The sequence below is a fragment of the Streptomyces sp. NPDC107559 genome (genome assembly GCF_055657365.1).
In genome coordinates, this window is the sequence record NZ_JBVKBD010000031.1 from 16,324 (window position 1) to 33,975 (window position 17,652).

At 72.2% G+C, this 17,652-nt stretch carries 15 protein-coding genes; 13 read left to right on the forward strand and 2 right to left on the reverse strand.

Features of this window, described 5'->3' with window-relative positions:
* Window positions 1-31 precede the first annotated feature (31 nt).
* The 4 genes from ACZ7OY_RS42395 (at window position 32) to ACZ7OY_RS42410 (ending at window position 5,538) form a co-directional block, all read left to right on the forward strand.
* Entirely contained in the window at window positions 32-1,153 is a 1,122-nt protein-coding gene (locus tag ACZ7OY_RS42395; RefSeq protein WP_351619998.1) for an ATP-binding protein, read from the forward strand.
* Window positions 1,150-3,963: a DUF5682 family protein gene (locus ACZ7OY_RS42400; protein ID WP_472250841.1), complete on the forward strand. Its 2,814-nt coding sequence runs from the start codon at window positions 1,150-1,152 to the stop codon at window positions 3,961-3,963. The genes ACZ7OY_RS42395 and ACZ7OY_RS42400 overlap by 4 nt, the downstream gene beginning before the upstream one ends.
* Before the next feature lie 228 nt (window positions 3,964-4,191).
* Window positions 4,192-4,791 carry a hypothetical protein gene (locus ACZ7OY_RS42405; RefSeq protein WP_472250842.1) on the forward strand — a complete coding sequence of 200 codons (600 nt, stop codon included), beginning with the start codon at window positions 4,192-4,194 and terminating at the stop codon, window positions 4,789-4,791.
* A 111-nt stretch (window positions 4,792-4,902) separates the two neighbouring features.
* Entirely contained in the window at window positions 4,903-5,538 is a 636-nt protein-coding gene (locus ACZ7OY_RS42410) for a class F sortase (protein ID WP_472250843.1), read from the forward strand.
* 48 nt (window positions 5,539-5,586) lie between these two features.
* Here the strand turns inward: ACZ7OY_RS42410 and ACZ7OY_RS42415 are convergent, their stop codons facing one another.
* Complete coding sequence (locus ACZ7OY_RS42415) at window positions 5,587-6,156, reverse strand: TetR/AcrR family transcriptional regulator (protein WP_472250875.1); 570 nt, start codon at window positions 6,154-6,156, stop codon at window positions 5,587-5,589.
* Window positions 6,157-6,287: 131 nt separating this feature from the next.
* On the opposite strand from ACZ7OY_RS42415, the gene ACZ7OY_RS42420 reads away from it, so the two are divergent.
* The 7 genes from ACZ7OY_RS42420 to ACZ7OY_RS42450 all read left to right on the forward strand — a co-directional run bounded on the left by ACZ7OY_RS42420 (window position 6,288) and on the right by ACZ7OY_RS42450 (window position 12,062).
* On the forward strand, window positions 6,288-7,337 hold the full coding sequence (locus ACZ7OY_RS42420; protein WP_472250844.1) for an NAD-dependent epimerase/dehydratase family protein: 1,050 nt from the start codon (window positions 6,288-6,290) through the stop codon (window positions 7,335-7,337).
* A gap of 196 nt (window positions 7,338-7,533) precedes the next feature.
* Window positions 7,534-7,863 carry a hypothetical protein gene (locus ACZ7OY_RS42425; protein ID WP_472250845.1) on the forward strand — a complete coding sequence of 110 codons (330 nt, stop codon included), beginning with the start codon at window positions 7,534-7,536 and terminating at the stop codon, window positions 7,861-7,863.
* Window positions 7,864-7,992: 129 nt separating this feature from the next.
* A complete protein-coding gene (gene pgm, locus ACZ7OY_RS42430) occupies window positions 7,993-9,633 on the forward strand; it encodes a phosphoglucomutase (alpha-D-glucose-1,6-bisphosphate-dependent) (RefSeq protein WP_472250846.1) in 1,641 nt (546 codons plus the stop codon).
* A 115-nt stretch (window positions 9,634-9,748) separates the two neighbouring features.
* Complete coding sequence (locus tag ACZ7OY_RS42435; RefSeq protein ID WP_472250847.1) at window positions 9,749-9,922, forward strand: CsbD family protein; 174 nt, start codon at window positions 9,749-9,751, stop codon at window positions 9,920-9,922.
* A gap of 223 nt (window positions 9,923-10,145) precedes the next feature.
* Window positions 10,146-10,931 (forward strand): SDR family oxidoreductase, encoded by a 786-nt coding sequence (locus tag ACZ7OY_RS42440; RefSeq protein WP_472250848.1) that lies wholly within the window; start codon window positions 10,146-10,148, stop codon window positions 10,929-10,931.
* Window positions 10,932-11,009: 78 nt separating this feature from the next.
* On the forward strand, window positions 11,010-11,312 hold the full coding sequence (locus tag ACZ7OY_RS42445) for a muconolactone Delta-isomerase family protein (protein WP_351621661.1): 303 nt from the start codon (window positions 11,010-11,012) through the stop codon (window positions 11,310-11,312).
* A gap of 144 nt (window positions 11,313-11,456) precedes the next feature.
* A complete protein-coding gene (locus ACZ7OY_RS42450) occupies window positions 11,457-12,062 on the forward strand; it encodes a GOLPH3/VPS74 family protein (RefSeq protein ID WP_472250849.1) in 606 nt (201 codons plus the stop codon).
* 35 nt (window positions 12,063-12,097) lie between these two features.
* Here ACZ7OY_RS42450 and ACZ7OY_RS42455 read toward each other — a convergent pair whose 3' ends face one another.
* Complete coding sequence (locus ACZ7OY_RS42455; protein WP_472250850.1) at window positions 12,098-12,997, reverse strand: hypothetical protein; 900 nt, start codon at window positions 12,995-12,997, stop codon at window positions 12,098-12,100.
* 412 nt (window positions 12,998-13,409) lie between these two features.
* Between ACZ7OY_RS42455 and ACZ7OY_RS42460 the strand changes: the two genes are divergently transcribed.
* Both ACZ7OY_RS42460 and ACZ7OY_RS42465 read left to right on the forward strand, forming a co-directional pair.
* Complete coding sequence (locus ACZ7OY_RS42460; RefSeq protein ID WP_472250851.1) at window positions 13,410-15,710, forward strand: M4 family metallopeptidase; 2,301 nt, start codon at window positions 13,410-13,412, stop codon at window positions 15,708-15,710.
* 193 nt (window positions 15,711-15,903) lie between these two features.
* Entirely contained in the window at window positions 15,904-17,562 is a 1,659-nt protein-coding gene (locus tag ACZ7OY_RS42465) for a cellulase family glycosylhydrolase (RefSeq protein WP_472250852.1), read from the forward strand.
* Window positions 17,563-17,652: the final 90 nt, after the last annotated feature.

The following is a 17,652-nucleotide window of genomic DNA, read 5'->3' on the forward strand; positions in this document are numbered from 1 at the left end:
CCTGCTGACACCTGCCCAGAAAGGCATCGATATGTCCGAGCTGTTGCGCGCCCCCGCCGAGCTGAAGTACGCCGAGGAGCTGGACTGGCTGGAGTCGATCGACGACGGCCCCAAGCCGTTCGCCTGGCGGCTGTCCCCGAAGATGGTGCGCCTGTTCATCCTCGGCTCCGAGCGCGCCGACGGGCTCGACCGGCCGGTCGCGCAGAAGTGGTTCGGCGACCGCAGCTTCGTCGAGCGTTCCATCGTCACCCTGGCCTCCGACCGAGGTCTGCTGCTCATCGGAGACCCCGGCACCGGCAAGAGCTGGCTCGCCGAGCTGCTGTCCGCCGCGATCAGCCGCAACTCCACGCTCGTGGTGCAGGGCACGGCCGGTACCACCGAGGACCACATCAAGTACTCGTGGAACGTCTCCATGGTGATCGCCAAGGGCCAGTCGAGGGAGTCGATGATCCCCTCGCCCATCATGACCGCGATGGAGGCCGGCGCGATCGGCCGCTTCGAGGAGCTCACCCGCTCCACCAGCGACGTCCAGGACGCGCTGATCTCGATCCTGTCCGAGAAGTACATCTCCGTACCGGAACTGGCCGGCGACGACAACGGCAACATCGTCTTCGCCAAGCCCGGGTTCTCGGTCATCGCCACCGCCAACAGCCGTGACCGGGGTGTCAACGACCTGTCCTCGGCGCTCAAGCGCCGCTTCAACTTCGTACGCATCCCGGTGGTCACCAACAAGAAGAGCGAGGCGGAGATCGTCCGCTTCCGCACCGAGGAACTGCTGCGCCGGCACCAGATCGAACTGGACGTCCCGCCGACCCTGCTGGACGTGCTGCTCCAGAGCTTCGCCGACCTGCGCGCCTCCGCGGCCGCGGCCGGCAGCGACGACGAGAAGCTGGAGTCCGCCCTGTCCACCGCCGAGCAGATCGGTGTGCTGGAGGACGCGATCCTGCACGGCAACTTCTTCGGCGAGCGCGCGCTGACCGCGCACACCCTCGCCTCCTCGCTCGTCGGCTCGCTGGCCCGGCGCGATCCGGAGGACCTGGCCATCCTCAACAAGTACCTGCACGGTGTGGTGGAGCCGCGCAGCAAGGAGGAGGGCGGTTCCTGGGCGGAGTTCCTGGAGGGCGGCCGCGACGCGATCGCCACCCTGTCATGAGCGGCCCGGACGAGAGTGCGTTCGGCGCGCTGCGCGGACAACTCCAGGAAGCCGCCCAGGCGTTCGCGGACGGGCCGGGGGCGCTTGAGGGCATCCTCCTCGGCATCGTCGACGACGTCGACCGCGCGGTGCGCGAGCCGCTGGAGATCTTCCCGGTCTGCCACCACTCGCCCGCCTCGGCGATCGCGATGGCCCGCAGACTGCGCGAGAAGCAGCCGAAGGTCGTGTACCTCGAACTGTGCGAGGACATGGCACCGCTGCTGACCGAACTGCGCAACTGCCGGCTCCCGGTGGCGGTGCAGGCCTTCGCGACCGAGACCGAGGGATTCCCGGCCGAGTGGGCGCCGCTGTCGGTGGTCGCGCCGATCACCGAGGCGTCGGCCGAGTACCAGGCCATTGCCTACGCCCTCGACACCCCCGGGGTGGAACTGGTCCTCGTCGACCGCTCGTCGGACCACGTGTACCAGTGGGACGAGCGAGGACCGCAGGCCGCCGCGGCGGCCGACCCGGACGCCCCGCCGGCCGAGGAGGAGGCCGCGCTGCACGGCGACGCGGTCGGCGTGGAGATCGGTGACCTGCGACCCCGCTTCGCCGAACTGGAGGAGCACCTGCTGCGCCACGGCCGGGTGCGGCACTGGTCGGAGTGGTGGCACCAGTACGTCGAACTGCCGCTCGGCGACAGCGACCACGACACCTACCGGCAGGTCATGCTGCTGATCGGCAGCCTCTTCCGGCGCCTGGCCCCCGGCGACGAGCACCGGGTGCGGGTGGACGAGGACCGCGAGCGCTACATGTGGACCAGGATGCGCGAGCACCTGGCCGCGACCGGCACGGACCCGGCGGACTGCCTGTACGTCTGCGGCGCGTTCCACGCGGCCAGCCGGGTGGCCGAGTTCGGCGTGCGGGGAGCCGACACGTTCGAGATCGCTCCGCGCACCGCGACCAAGTGGCAGCACGGACTGATCCCGTCCAGCCATGCGGCGATCGAGGCGCAGTTCGGTCTCGCCGCCGGTTCGGTCTCGATCGCCGCGACGGTGTGGGCGAAGAACCTGCGGCGCACCCGGGTGCAGCCGTTCCGTCTCGCGGGGCAGACCGGCGCGAAGAGCGGCCGGGCCACGAAGGCCGTGGCAGCCCCGGCCCCGGCCGCGCGGAGCGGGGAGACCGGCGCGGCAGCGGACCGGCTGTCCGGCTTCCTGCGGCGGCCGCCCGTCCTCGACCCGCTCGACGAGGCGGAGCTGCTCGGCTGGTCGGTGGACATCGTGCGGGCCGCGCGCCGCAACGGCTACCTCGCCTCCACCGCCGACGCCATCGCGGTGTTCGAGACGTCGATCCTCCTCGCGGGCATGCGCGACCGGGCCAAGCCGACCCCGTACGACTTCCAGGACGCGGCCGTCACCTGCATCGAGAAGGACAGCGTGCCGGGCCGGCGCGACGTGCGCCGCCTCGTCGAGATCATGATGGGCGGCGACCGGATCGGGCAGGTCGGCTACGACGCCCTGCCGCCCCTGGCACGCGACGTGCACGACCGGCTGAAGCCGCTGGCCCTGAGGCTCGAACAGCGCGGTGTGCAGCGGGCGCTGCTGGACATCACCGCCCGGCCGGAACTGGAGCGCTGCTCCGATGTGCTGTGGATGCTGCGCTTTCTGCTGCCGCAGGGCGCCGCACGACCGATCATGGGGGAGCGGAGTCTGGGCGAGCGGCCGATCCAGGAGTCGTGGGACCTGGCGCTGGGCACCCACCAGCGTGCCCTCATCGAACTCGGCTACGAGGGCATCAGCATCGAGCAGGTCCTGGAGCAGCGGCTGCGGCGCACGGCGTACGCGCCGCAGGCGACCGCGGCGACCGTCCTGGAGACCGTGGAGGACGCGACCCTCTATCTGCGCAGCCGCCGGCTCGCCGACGAGCTCGGCGCCCGCGCCCTGGAGACCCTGGCGGCCGAGCGCAGCGTCGACGGCGCGCCGGAGGTGCTGCGCCGGGTCCGCCGGCTCCTGGCGTTCTACCGCACCAGCGAGCCCGTGCTGCCGCCGTGGATCGAGCGCTTCGTCAAGGCGGGATACGCGCACTACTGCACCCTGCTGCCGACGGCGTTCACCGACGAGGACGCCGGTGTCCGTCAGGTCGCCGCGATGCTCGGCTTCCTGTTCAGCATGGAGAGCCTGGCGCTGTCGCTGGGCTGTGACCGCACCCAGCTGGAACTGGCGGTCGCGCAGTCCCATCCCGAGGACCCGCCGAAGACCGCGCTGCTGTGGGCGGCCCGGACCCAGCTCGGCCATCTGACCCGCGCGGACCTGCGGGCGCGGTGCGACGAACTGCTGGACAACCCTCTGGTGGTGCCCGCCTACCCGCGCTACCTCAGCGGCTTCGTCCAGGCCCTGGAACCGGTGCCGGGTCTGACCGACTTCGTCGTGGAAGCGGTGTCGAACGCGTTCGCGCGGCTGCCGGATCCCGTGCTGCTGCCCTGGCTGCCGACCCTGATCACCACCCTGCGCGACGGCGGCGCCGAACTGGCGCCCCTGCTGATCCGCGAGGCGGGCCGGATCTTCCCGGGCCGGCTGGCGGCGCTGGACGCGTGGGTGCCGCCATGGCGGGAGGGGCCGGCTCCGGGTGCCCCGGCGTCGGCGCGCCGGGCGGAGGCCGGCCTGGGTGTCGCGCTGCTCGCCGCCCACCCCGCGGCCTGCGACGCGGTGGCCGGTCTGCTCGGTTGCGCCGGGGCCTGGGAGGCGGCGCCCGCCGGTCCGCGCGGGGCGGCGCTGGTGGACCGTCACCCCGACACGGCGACGGCACTGGCGGTGCTGCTGGCGGCCGGGTGACACCGACCGGGCCGCCGACCGGGGCGGGCGCCAGGGCCCGCCGGCCGGGGGCGGGCGGACCCGTCCGGCGCCGGTTCGCGGGCCGGCGACCGGACGGGGCGCAGGGTAACCCGACTGAGCGCCCCGGATGGTGCGATGCAGTGGCGTGGCTGACGGTAGATCACGTCAAGGTCGGGTCACTTAGCTGCCCAAGCACCAGCTGCCCGGCTGTGACGGAAGGACCTTCACATGCGAACTGCCCGCATGTTGCTTGCCACGGCAGCGGCCACGGCCGCCCTCGCGATCGCCGCTCCCGGCGCTTACGCGACCGGCGACGACTGGAACGGCGTCCAGGACTCGTCCTACAGCAAGCAGCACTACCAGGACGGCGGCCACGACTCGGCGCGCGGTGGAATTCACGCTGCCGGCGGTGCGCTGGTCGCCGTGCGCACTGACGACTGGGTTCCCACCGTGGACCCGAAGCAGGACCCGGAGACCTACAAGAACAACAACAACGACAACGGTGGCGGGCGGGGCAACAACAACGACGACGGCGGCGGGCGCGGCAACAACAACGACAACGGTGGCGGGCGGGGCAACAACAACGACGACGGCGGAGGGCGGGGCAACAACGACGACGGCGGAGGGCGGGGCAACAACGACGACGGCGGAGGGCGCGGCGACAACGGCGACGGCGGTGGGGGCGACCGGCCCAGCGGCGGCATCCACACCGGCGGGGGCGCGCTGGCCTCTCCGGGCGTCTCCACCGGCGGCCTGGCGGTCCTGGGGGTCGCGGCGACCGCCGTGTACGGGTGGCGGCGGAAGAAGGCGGCCGAGGGCGCGGCCTGACCGTGCCCGACGCGGGATCAGCCGGGTCGCCGCCGACTGCATCCGTGGCGGCCCGGCCGGCTGTCCGTGCCGATCCCGCTCAGATGCCGAGCCGTAGTGAGGTGGTATCCGATGGCAGCCCCTGCTTCTTCCTCCGAGACCCGCTCGACGAGCACGTGGCTGTGGGGCACGGCCTTCCTGGTGCTGGCGACGCTCCTGTCCGGCGGCCGACACGGGCAACCGGCCGATTCCGCGTACCCGCCACGCATCCTCCAGGCCGGCGCGTCGGGGGCCGCGCATCCGGTGGGCGTGCATCTGCCGAGGGCCAGGCCCGTGCGGCTGCTCATCCCCAAGATCGCCGTCGACGCGCCCTTCTCCGACCTCGTCATCGGTCCTTCGGGGCACTTGCAGCCTCCGGCCGCGGACGACACCAACCTCGTCGGCTGGTACACGCACGGGGCCTCGCCGGGGGAGACCGGCACCGCGATCATCGCCGGGCACGTCGACACGACGACGTCCGCGGCCGTGTTCGCACACCTCTCCGAGCTGGAGAAGGGCGACAAGTTCTACGTCACCCGCTCCGACGGGCGCAAGGCGTCCTTCGTGGTGGACGACACCGAGAAGTTCGAGAAGGACGACTTCCCCGACCAGCGCGTCTACGCCGACACCGGGCAGGCCCAGGCGCGCCTGATCACCTGCGCGGGGGACTACGACCACACGGCCAAGGACTACACCGAGAACCTGGTCGTCTTCGCCCACCTCGTCTGACCGACGGCGCGGCGGCCGGGCGGGAGCGGCCGGGCGGGGGAGCCGGTCCTAGCGGTCCCCGGGCGTGGGGACGGCTCGCAGGCCGTCGATGACGAGGGTGAGGATACGGGCCGCCCTGGCCTCGCCGTCGCGCGCCGGGTCGATCCGCCACAACACGCTGAGCTGCAACAGGACGTCCTCCGGATCGAGTTCGGGCTTCAGCGAGCCGTCGGCGGCTCCGGCGTCCAGCAGCGTACCGATGGCGCCGAGGAACGGGGCGTAGTACTCGTCGTCGACGCCCTGGTTGGTTGCCGCGTGGATGACTTCGGCGACGCCGTACTTCAGCCGTCCGTAGCGGGCGACCTCCTCGAACCACAGCCGCAGTGCCTCGGACGGCGGATGCGACCGCAGCAGGGCGGGGGCGAGGTCGATGAGCTGCTGGATGTCGTGCCGGTACAGCTCGATGATCAGCGCCTCCCGGGTGGGGAAGTGGCGGTAGAGGGTGCCGATGCCGACGCCCGCCTCCTTGGCGATCGCGGTGAGGGAGGCGGTGCTCGACACGGCGAGGGCCTCGCGGGCGACGGCCAGGATCCGTTCCCGGTTGTGCAGGGCGTCCCGGCGGGTGGGCTTCGGGGGCAGCGAGTTCACGGGTGTCAGTCGTCCGTCCAGTGCGAGTTGCTAACCGGAGGGGCCTCCGGTACGTTACGAAGCTACCGGAGGGCCCTCCGTTTCATTTTGGCACACCCGCCCCCGCAACGTGGAGGACACTCATGCCCGAACAGGTTCTGGTCACCGGAGGCAGCGGCTACATCGCCGGCTGGTGCGTCGCGGAGCTCCTGCGGCGCGGATATCACGTGCGCACGACCGTACGCACTCCGGACCGGCGGCAGGCGGTCGTGGACGCCGTGTCGACGGTCGTCGACCCCGCGGGCCGGCTCGGCTTCGCGGTCGCCGATCTCACCGCCGACGAGGGCTGGGACACAGCGCTCAAGGGCGTGGACCGGGTGCTGCACGTCGCCTCCCCGCTGGGAGCGACGGACGCGCAGGATCCGGACGCCCTGATCGCCGCCGCCCGCGACGGCGCGCTGCGCGTGCTGCGCGCCGCGGCGGACGCAGGGGTGCGGCGGGTGGTGATGACATCGGCCGCGAACGCCGCGAGCCCCTCGTCGTACGCCACCGAGGGCGTGACCGACGAGACGCTGTGGACCGATCCCGACGACCCCACCCTCATTCCCTACCGCCGCTCCAAGACCCTCGCCGAACGTGCCGCCTGGGACTTCGTGCGCGACCACGCCGGCTCGACCGAACTGACCTGTGTGCTTCCCGGCGCGGTGTTCGGCCCCGTCCTGACGGCGGACACCCGGGGCTCCGTGGACATCGTCGGCCGCATGGTCTCGGGGAAGCTGCGCGTGCTGCCACGGATCGGCCTGGAGATCGTCGACGTACGCGACCTCGTGGACCTGCACATCCGGGCGATGACCTCGCCCGCGGCCGCGGGCGAACGCTTCCTCGGCACCGGCGAGTTCATGTGGATGGCGGACATGGCCCGGGTCCTTCGCGAGGGCCTCGGCGCCGACGGTGCCCGGGTGCCCACCCGCCGGGTCCCGGACGCCGTGGTCCGTCTCGCGGCCCGGTTCGGCGACGCGCAACTGCGGGAGATCGTCCCCGCGCTCGGCCGCCGCAACCGCCACACCACCGAGAAGGCCGCCCGGCTCCTGGACTGGCGGCCGCGGCCCGCCGGGGAGACGGTGCTGGACTGCGCGCGGAGCCTGATCGGACACGGGGCGGTCCGAGAGTTCCTCCGAGTCCCCAGCCCGTGACCGGAACGATGCGGTCGGCGGTTCCGGTCTGCATCACCGACGCGCGGGCGGAGTCCTCTCGGTAGGGGCGTGTCCGAGAGGGCGGGGGGTCGTGCTCATGACCGGTACCGGGGAAGAGCCGTACGGCGGGGGACCGTGGCCCGGGGCGCACCGCCCCGGCGGGGTCACGAGACGGCGGGTGTGGGGAACGCTGGCCGTGCTCACGGGAGTTGTGCTCATGGTGTGCGGGGCGATGACCCTGCGCAGCCCGGGGGACGTCCCGGAGCTCTCCGTCGGCGTCGCGCTCGCTCTGCTGGCTCCGGGTGTCTACGGCGTGTGCGCGGGCGCGGTCGTCGTGCGCCGCGCCCGGGGGCGGCTGCCCGAGTCGCTCAGCATGTGGGGACTGATGACATGGTTCGCCATGGTCGCCGCGATCCCGGCGATCGCCTACGGCTCCACGGTGGGCGGGCCCGTCCTCGTCGCGGGGGTGTGGGGAGCACTGGTGCTCCTCGGCTGCTGGTTCGTGCGCCACGAGAGCGAGGACTGACCGTTCCCGTCCTGGCGCGGACGTGCTGCGCGAGCCGTCCACGGGCGGTGCGGCACTCGCGGACCGCCACCGGGCCGGGAGAGGATGGGCCCGGAACCCGATGGTCAACCGACAGGGAGGAACGGGCAGATGCCGCACGAGCGAGCGGGCAGGCAGGCCGGACCCGAGGACCTCATCGACGTCGCCCGGCTGGTCACGGCGTACTACGCGCTGCACCCGGACCCGGCCGACCCAGGACAGCGCGTGGCGTTCGGCACCTCCGGACACCGCGGATCGTCCCTGGCGACGGCCTTCAACGAGGACCACATCGCCGCGACCAGCCAGGCCATCTGCGAATACCGGCAATCCCAGGGCACCGACGGCCCGTTGTTCCTCGGCGCCGACACCCACGCCCTGTCGGAGCCCGCCAGGGTCACCGCCCTGGAGGTGTTCGCGGCCAACGACGTCACCGTGCTCATCGACAGCGCCGACGGCTACACGCCCACCCCGGCCGTCTCGCACGCCATCCTCACCCACAACCGGGGCCGCACCTCGGGCCTCGCGGACGGGGTCGTGGTCACCCCCTCGCACAACCCGCCCGCCGACGGCGGCTTCAAGTACAACCCGCCGAGCGGCGGACCGGCGGGCTCCGAGGCGACCTCCTGGATCCAGGACCGGGCCAACGAGATCATCACCGGCGGACTCAAGGACGTACGACGGGTGTCCTACGCGCAGGCCCTCGCCGCCCCCGGCACCGGCCGCTACGACTTCCTGGGCACCTATGTCGCCGATCTGCCCAGCGTGCTGGACCTGGACGCGATCCGCGCGGACGGCGTGCGCATCGGCGCCGACCCGCTCGGCGGGGCCTCGGTCGCCTACTGGGGCCGCATCGCCGAGCAGCACCGGCTCGACCTGACCGTGGTCAACCCGCTCACCGACCCCACCTGGCGGTTCATGACGCTGGACTGGGACGGCAAGATCCGTATGGACTGCTCGTCGCCGCACGCCATGGCCTCGCTCATCGGGCAGCGCGACCGCTTCCGGATCGCCACCGGCAACGACGCCGACGCCGACCGGCACGGCATCGTCACCCCGGACGCCGGGCTGATGAACCCCAACCACTACCTGGCCACCGCCATCGCCTACCTGTTCGCCCAACGCGAGCAGTGGCCCGCCGACGCGGGCGTCGGCAAGACGCTGGTGTCGTCCGGGATGATCGACCGGGTCGCCGCCGACCTCGGCCGTCAACTGGTCGAGGTGCCCGTGGGGTTCAAGTGGTTCGTCGACGGACTGGTGGACGGTTCGCTGGGCTTCGGCGGCGAGGAGTCGGCCGGCGCGTCGTTCCTGCGCCGGGACGGCTCGGTGTGGACCACCGACAAGGACGGCATCCTGCTGGCGCTGCTCGCCTCCGAGATCACCGCGGTGACGCAGAAGACGCCGTCGGAGCACTACGCCGCGCTCACGGAGCGCTTCGGCGAACCGGCCTACGCGCGCATCGACGCCCCGGCGACCCGGGAGGAGAAGGCGCTGCTCGCCAAGCTCTCCCCGGCACAGGTCCGCGCCGACACCCTCGCCGGGGAGCCGGTCACCTCGGTGCTCACCCGGGCGCCGGGCAACGACGCGCCCATCGGCGGCATCAAGGTGACCACCGCCAACGCCTGGTTCGCTGCCCGGCCTTCGGGCACCGAGGACGTCTACAAGATCTACGCGGAGTCGTTCCTCGGCGCCGATCACCTCGGCCGGGTGCAGGACGAGGCGAAACAAGTGGTGCTGGCCGCGCTCGGCGGCTGACCCGGGCGCGGCGGTGACGGAGTGTGAACGGTCGACTGCCCGTTTGAGGTGCCCCGCCAGGGGTCACCCGGTGCGGGAGGAATCGCACGCCGACAGCGGTTTGGAGTGATCGTCAGTGGCTCGGGAAGAGAAGGCCAAGGGCAAGAAGGAGCAGATCAAGGGCAAGACGAAGGAGACGGTCGGCCGCATGCTCGGCAACGAGAGCATGACCGCCGAGGGGCAGATGGAGAAGTCGAAGGGCGACGCCCGTCAGGCCAAGGAGAAGGCCAAGGACGTCTTCAAGCATTGACGCGGCGCCCGACCGTGCGTCGACGGCCCGGCCGACCCGGCGGGCCGTCGGGACCCGGGGGTGCAGGTCGCGCGGGCGGTCCGGCCGTCCGCGCGACCTTGTCGTCGCGGCAGCCGTGGCTGACCTCGCGGCACCGGCGCATGCTGGAGAGAGGTACAGACACCGGTGCCGGCAGCGGCAGTGGGTACAGGCGCCGGCCGCCCTCGCGTAGGCAGGAGACTCCATGCCCGCCCAGGAACCCGCCGGCAGCCAGGCCCCGCCCGGCGACGGCACCGGTCTGAGCCGTACGGCCATCGTCACGGGCGGCTCCCGCGGCATCGGCCGCGAGATCGTCGGACGGCTCGCCGCGGACGGACACGCCGTCGTGGTCAACTACGCGGGCAACCGCGAGCAGGCCGAGGCCGCCGTGGAGGACATCATCGCGGCGGGCGGCCGGGCCTTCGCCTTCCAGGCCGACGTGGCCGAGGAGGAGCAGGTGGCGGCCTTGTTCGATGTCGCCGAGGCGCAGTTCGGCGGCGGTGTCGACATCGTCGTCCACGCGGCCGGCCGGATGTATCTCGCGCCGGTCGCCGAGCTGGACCTGACGGAACTGGACCAGTTGCACCGCACCAACATCCGCGGCACCTTCGTCGTGGCGCAGCAGACGGCGCGCAGGCTCCGCCAGGGCGGCGCGTTCGTCATGTTCTCCACCTCGGTGGTGGAGCTGGCCTTCCCCCGCTACGGCGCCTACTCCGCCAGCAAGGGCGCCGTGGAGGCGCTCACCCTGATCCTCGCCCGGGAACTGCGCGGCCGGGACGTCACCGTGAACACGGTCGCCCCCGGCCCGACGGCCACCGACCTCTTCCTCGACGGCAAGGACGAGGAGACCGTCGCCGCGCTGGCGGCGCAGCCCCCGCTGGAGCGACTGGGCACCCCGGCCGACATCGCCGAGGTCGTCGACTTCCTCGCCTCGCCGGCCGGACACTGGGTCAACGGCCAGGTCCTGCGGGTCAACGGCGGTATCGTCTGAACCGGTCCGGTCCGGCCTCGCCGCGCAGGGTCCGGCCGGTCCGGAGCCGGGCGTCCAGCGACCGAACGGAGCAGGACCATGCGTGACTTCCTGGTGGAGATCACCACCACCGTCCCCGAGGGCACCAGCCAGGACGAGGTGGACCGGCGGCGCGCCGCCGAGGCCGTCCGGGCGAAGGAGCTGGCCGCCACCGGGAATCTGGCGCGGCTGTGGCGTCCGATCGGCGAGCTGCGCAGCATCGGCCTGTGGCGGGCCGCCGACGAGACCGAACTGCTGGAGAAGGTCCTCGGCACCCTGCCGCTGCGTCCGTGGATGACGCTCGTGGTCACCGCGCTCGAGCCCCACCCCAACGACCCGGGGCCGTCCGACTCCTCCGCATGACGGCCCGGCCGGTCTCCGCGTCACCCGGACCGGCGGAGCCCGGCGGACGCCCGCCGCGTTCGACCGCGCGCTCGTGTGTCGTCGCGATACCGTCCCGGCAGCACGGTGACCTCTGTCGTCCATGCCTTTGACCTGGAGTCGTTCATGACCACATCTACGGATCTGATGATCGTCGCCATGGACGTGCGGTCCGTGCGTCCGGTGGAGCCGGGCGATCTGTCGCTGGCCCTCGCCGGAGCCGAGGCCATCGACCTCATCGGCAAGGAGGCCGTCACCCTGCGCGGCGACCGGATCGTGCCCGGACTGCTTCCGGCCACCGGGGACGACCTGCTGGACGAGGCCGCGTCGACGTTCGTCCGCGAGGAGCCGTACGAGCAGGTCGAGGAGTGGCTGTGGCGCCGGGGCCGCGGCCTGTCCCGGAGCTACCTCGCCGCCCTGGAGCGGGACGGCGAGGTCACCTGGCAGCGCCGCCGCTGGAATCCGCTGCGGGTCACCCGCACGGCCCCGGCCGACTCGCCGGTCCGCCGCGCGGCCACCGAGCGCTGGGAGGCGCGGGAACCGGTCCTCACCACCCTCGCGGCCGCCGTCGGGATCGTCGACCAGCCGGCCGAGGGCTCCCTGGACGTGACGGACGAGCCGGTGGTGACCGTGCTGGCCGCCGTCCACGACGCGGTGATGGAACTGGAGGCGGTACGCCAGCGCCGGGCGATCGAGGACGCGGCCTTCGACAACGTCTGGCGCGGCGAATAGCCGGGGATCCGTGCCGGTGATCCCCGCCCGCGGCGTCAACCGCGCAGTTCCTCCAGGGTGGACTTCGTGTCCGACCTCAGCCAGCCGGTCACCTCGGCCAGCTGCGGTGGGTCGCTGTCGGTGCTGTACGAGGTGAGGTAGGCGCTGTAGGTCATCGTGTAGGTGACCCAGCCGTCCCGTACGGCGAGCGTGGCGTACAGCGAGCCGCTGGTGGAGCCGCTGGTCGTGTCCTGGCTGACGAGATAGGCCTCGTCCCCGATCCCGGCGACGGTGTCGACGTCGTAACCCTCGTGATTGTCGGGGTAGTTCTTCCAGGCGGCGGTGAACTCCGGCCCGGGATCGGTCTTCTTGTGCAGCTGCACGTCGATGGTGAGGTAGGCGTCCGCGTAGGTCGAGCCGCTCTTCTTCAGGTCGACGTTGCAGGTGGACTGGTCGAACGCGCCGTCCCGCAGCGAGGAGTGGGTGGGGGACGTGTCGGCGAGCGGGTAGGCGCTGCTGAAGGACGAGTGGTCGGAGCTGGTGCAGAGGTTCGCCGGGGCGTCGTAGCCGCGCAGGTCCGCGGCGGCGCCCAGGCCGTGGAGCGCGAAGAGGCCGGCCGCCCACAGGACGGAGGCGGCCACCGCGCCGACCACGGCCCACAGCAGCGCCCGTCCGGCGCCGCCGGTGCCGGACGGACGGGCGGCCGGGTAGGGGCCGTAGGGGCCCGGCGCAGCGTACGGACTGCCCAGTGGGGGCAGGGCCGGTCCGCCGGCCGGGGCGGGGTGGGAGTAGAGGGTCGGCGGACCGGCCGGGGGAGCGGGGGGTGACGGTGGCGGGACGGATCCCGGGCCGCCCGCACCCGGGGACTGCGGATTCGGATACGGATACGCGGTTGGCTGTGCCGGCGCCCCTGAGTCGTGCGGGGGCTGCTGCGAAGGCTCCCGTGGCGTGGACATGATGTGAAGATAGTGCAGGAGTGGCCGGTCAAGTCCCTTGAAGGCAGGGAGCGTTACGGTACGGGGACACCCGGTGTCGATGGCCGGTACCCGGCTCCGGCGCGACCGCCGCGCGATGAACCCGCGACAGGACGTGGTCAATTCCAGCCGAACTCCCGTTGCGTCCATGACAACACTGTGGGTTTCCTGTCACGCTCGTAGGGGTCTTCACCGACCGTTCACGCCCCCTACACCCCCCACCCCCACACCCTCCCTCGTTCCGCGCGCCGCCCGCCGTCGATGCCGGGCGCCCTCGCGCGTCCCCGCGCCGCGCCCCGCACCCCCGGCGCGGCGCGTTCCGGGCGGACCGCACACCGTGGCCCGCTCCCCTTCGGCCCTCACCACGGGCCGACCGTCGAACAAGGAGCAGACCTTGTCACGACCAGCTCACCCCACAGACCCCCGCCGCCTCCGCAGAGGAAACGCGGCCCTCGTCGCGCTCGCGGCCGGGACCCTGCTCGCCGGTGTCGTCCAGGCCGGCCCCGCGTCCGGCGCGCCGGCGGACTCCCGCCCCGTGAAGATCGTCGCCGTCCCCCGTGCGGGTGCCGCCCCGGCCGCCCTGTCGCCCGCGCAACACACGGCGCTGGTCGGCAGAGCGCGGACGGCGGCGCCGGACACGGCGCGCACGCTCGGCCTCGGGCCCCGGGAACGGCTCGTCGTGAAGGACGTCGCCCGGGACGCCGACGGCACGACGCACACGCGCTACGAGCGCACCTACGCCGGCCTGCCGGTGCTCGGCGGCGACCTCGTCACCCATGTGCGCGACGGTCGTACCACCGTCTCCGGGGCGACCGCGGCCGCACTGACGGTGCCGACGACCACGCCGAGGGTGCCCGCGGCCGACGCCGCGGCGAAGGCCCTCGCGGTCGCGCGGAAGACCGCCACGCCCGGGACGGGAACCAAGGCCGCCCAGGCATTACGGCCCGCTCCCCGGCTCGTCGTGCGGGCCACCGCGGCCGGGCGGCCGGTGCTGGCCTGGGAGTCGGTGGTCGAGGGCGTCCGGAGTGACGGCACCCCCAGCGAACTGCATGTCGTCTCCGACGCGGCCTCGGGCAAGGTCGTCCAGGAGTACGAGGGCGTGGAGACCGGCACGGGAACCGGCCAGTACAGCGGGACCGTGCCGCTCGGCACCACGCCGTCCGGATCGACGTACCAGCTCGTGGACGGCGACCGTGCCGGACACCGTACGTACGACCTGAACCAGGGCACTTCCGGGACCGGAACCCTCTTCACCGACGACAACGATGTCTGGGGCGACGGGACCCAGGGCAACCGGCAGACCGCCGGTGTGGACGTGGCCTTCGGGGCGGCGGCGACCTGGGACTTCTACAAGGACGTCTTCGGCCGCAACGGCATCCGCAACGACGGCGTCGCCGCCTACAGCCGGGCCCACTACGGCAACAACTACGTCAACGCCTTCTGGTCCGACACCTGCTTCTGCATGACCTACGGCGACGGCTCGGGCAACGCCAAGCCGCTGACCGCGCTGGACGTCGCGGCCCACGAGATGAGCCACGGGGTCACCAGTGCCACCGCCAACCTGACGTACTCGGGCGAGTCCGGCGGCCTCAACGAGGCGACCTCGGACATCTTCGCCGCCGCGGTGGAGTTCCACTCGGATCTGGCGGCCGACGTCCCCGACTACCTCGTCGGCGAGAAGATCGACATCCGGGGCAACGGCACCCCGCTGCGCTACATGGACAAGCCCTCCCGGGACGGCTCCTCCCGCGACTACTGGGACCCCGGCCTGGGCGGCATCGACGTCCACTACTCCTCAGGACCCGCGAACCACTTCTTCTACCTCCTGTCCGAGGGCAGCGGGGCGAAGACCGTCAACGGCGTCGCGTACGACAGTCCGACCTACGACGGTCTGCCCGTGACGGGCATCGGCATCGAGAACGCCGAGCGGATCTGGTACCGGGCGCTGACGACGTACATGACCTCGACGACCGACTACGCGGGCGCGCGGACGGCCACCCTCCAGGCCGCCGCCGACCTCTTCGGCGCCTACAGCGACACCTACCTCGCGGTCGCGGGCGCCTGGGCCGCGATCCATGTCGGCGACCGGGTGGCGCGGGGTGTCAACGTCGCGCCCGTCGGCGACCAGACCAGCGGCGTCGGCCAGCAGGTCGCGCTGCGGATCGGCGCCTACACCACCAACACGGACGCCACGCTGGTGTACGAGGCGACCGGGCTTCCGGACGGGCTGTCGATCGGCGCCGACGGACTGGTCTCCGGCGTTCCCACCACTACCGGCACCAGCGACGTCACCGTCACCGTGACCGACAGCACCGGCGCGACCGCGACCGTCGGCTTCCACTGGCGGGTGGCCTACATCTACGCCAACGGCACCCGGGTCGACATCCCGGACGTGGGCGCGGCGGTCGAATCGCCGATCACCATCACGGGCCGTCCGGGCAACGCCTCGGCCACCACGGAGGTCTACGTCAACATCGTGCACACCTACCGCGGTGACCTCACCGTCGACCTGGTGGGTCCCGACGGCACCGCCTACCCGCTGCTGAACCGCTCCGGCGGCTCCGCGGACAACGTCGACCAGACCTTCACCGTGGACGCCTCGGCACAGCCCGTCGAAGGCACCTGGAAGCTGCGGGTGCGGGATCTGGCCGCGATCGACGTGGGCTACATCAAGCAGTGGCAGCTCACCCCCTGACCTGGGGAAAACCGCTCGCGCGCAGGCCCGGACCGGCACCCGGTCCGGGCCTGCGCGCCTTCCGGAGCGGGCCGGGGACCCATCCGATGTCTTGACGTGTACTTGGCATGATGGCTTTATGGGAGCGCTCCCATGCGTATCGACGTCCTTTGCCCATGCCTGAGTTTCTTGGCGCTCACTCCCTGGAGTCGTAGTGAGATCAACAAGAAGCACGACACGAAAGAGGCCCCTGGCCGATCTGCTGACCGGGCTGACCGCCGTCCTCGGACTCGTCCTCCTCGGCCTGTTCTGCCCGGCCGTCGCACAGGCCCAGTCGCCCGGAGTCCTCGCCACCGGCCTCCATATCGCCGACGGCCGCCTGGTGGAGGGCAACGGGAACGACTTCGTCATGCGCGGCGTCAACCACGCCCACACCTGGTACCCGAGCCGCACGCAGTCGCTCGCGGACGTCAAGGCGCTGGGCGCCAACACCGTCCGTGTCGTCCTCGCCGACGGCCACCGCTGGAGCGCCAACAGCGCCACGGACGTGGCGAACGTCGTCGCCCAGTGCAAGGCCAACCGGCTCATCTGCGTCCTGGAGGTGCACGACACCACCGGCTACGGCGAGGACAGCGCGGCCGGCACGCTCGACGAGGCCGCCGACTACTGGATCGGCCTGAAGAACGTGCTCGCCGGCCAGGAGAACTACATCGTCATCAACATCGGCAACGAGCCGTGGGGCAATACCGACCCGGCCGGCTGGACCGCGCCCACGATCGCGGCCGTCCAGAAGCTGCGCAACGCCGGTCTCCAGCACACGATCATGGTGGACGCGCCCAACTGGGGCCAGGACTGGCAGGGCGTCATGCGCGCCGACGCCCGGTCCGTCTACGCCGCCGACACCACCGGCAATCTGATCTTCTCGATCCACATGTACAGCGTGTTCGACACGGCCCAGGAGATCACCGACTACCTGAACGCCTTCGTCAACGCCGAACTGCCCATCGTCATCGGCGAGTTCGGCGGACCCGCCGACCAGTACGGCGACCCGGACGAGGACACCATGATGGCCGCCGCCCAGCAGCTGAGACTCGGCTGGCTGGCCTGGTCCTGGAGCGGCAACACCGACCCGATCCTCGACCTCGCGCTCAACTTCGACCCCAAGCAGCTCAGTTCGTGGGGTCAGCGCATCTTCAACGGCGTCAACGGCATCGCCCAGACCGCGAAGGAGGCCACCGTCTACGGCGGCAGCTCCGCCGACACCCGGGCGCCGACCACCCCCGGCACCCCGGCCGCGTCCGCGGTGACGGCCACCTCGGTGACCCTCGGCTGGACCGCCGCCACCGACAACGTGGGCGTCGCCGGCTACGACGTCGTACGGATCAGCGGCGGCACCGAGACCAACGCCGCCGCCTCCACCACCGACTCCGTCACCGTGACCGGCCTCACCGCGGGCACCGCGTACACCTTCGCCGTCTACGCCCGCGACGCCGCCGGGAACCGTTCCGCGCGCTCCGCCACGGTGAACGTCACCACGAGCAGCGCCCCCACCGGGATCTGCTCCGTCGCCTACCGGATCGTGGGGGAGTGGCCGGGCGGCTTCCAGGGCGGCATCACCCTGCGCAACACCGGCACCACGGCACTCAACGGCTGGAAGCTCGCCTTCGCCTTCGCCGACGGCCAGACGGTGAGCAACATGTGGGGCGGGACCGCCACCCAGAGCGGCGCCGCGGTGAGCGTCGCCCCTGCCTCCTACACCTCCACCATCCCCGCGGGCGGCTCGGTGGACGTCGGGTTCATCGGCACCAAGGGCGCCACCAACACCGCGCCGACGGCGTTCACCCTCAACGGCAGCACCTGCACGCTCTCCTGACCCGCCCGGCACACCGACCGGCGCACCGCCCGGCTGTCTCCCCGCCGGGCGGTGCGCCGCAGTCCATCGGGGGAAACGCGAGGTGGGTGG

Excerpts from the sequence above, each read along its gene's own strand:
- ACZ7OY_RS42395 (WP_351619998.1), top strand. The coding sequence starts at position 32 with ATGTCCGAGCTGTTGCGCGCCCCCGCCGAGCTGAAGTACGCCGAGGAG.
- ACZ7OY_RS42400 (WP_472250841.1), top strand. The coding sequence starts at position 1,150 with ATGAGCGGCCCGGACGAGAGTGCGTTCGGCGCGCTGCGCGGACAACTC.
- ACZ7OY_RS42405 (WP_472250842.1), top strand. The coding sequence starts at position 4,192 with ATGCGAACTGCCCGCATGTTGCTTGCCACGGCAGCGGCCACGGCCGCC.
- ACZ7OY_RS42410 (WP_472250843.1), top strand. The coding sequence starts at position 4,903 with ATGGCAGCCCCTGCTTCTTCCTCCGAGACCCGCTCGACGAGCACGTGG.
- ACZ7OY_RS42420 (WP_472250844.1), top strand. The coding sequence starts at position 6,288 with ATGCCCGAACAGGTTCTGGTCACCGGAGGCAGCGGCTACATCGCCGGC.
- pgm (WP_472250846.1), top strand. The coding sequence starts at position 7,993 with ATGCCGCACGAGCGAGCGGGCAGGCAGGCCGGACCCGAGGACCTCATC.
- ACZ7OY_RS42440 (WP_472250848.1), top strand. The coding sequence starts at position 10,146 with ATGCCCGCCCAGGAACCCGCCGGCAGCCAGGCCCCGCCCGGCGACGGC.
- ACZ7OY_RS42445 (WP_351621661.1), top strand. The coding sequence starts at position 11,010 with ATGCGTGACTTCCTGGTGGAGATCACCACCACCGTCCCCGAGGGCACC.
- ACZ7OY_RS42450 (WP_472250849.1), top strand. The coding sequence starts at position 11,457 with ATGACCACATCTACGGATCTGATGATCGTCGCCATGGACGTGCGGTCC.
- ACZ7OY_RS42455 (WP_472250850.1), bottom strand. The coding sequence starts at position 12,997 with ATGTCCACGCCACGGGAGCCTTCGCAGCAGCCCCCGCACGACTCAGGG.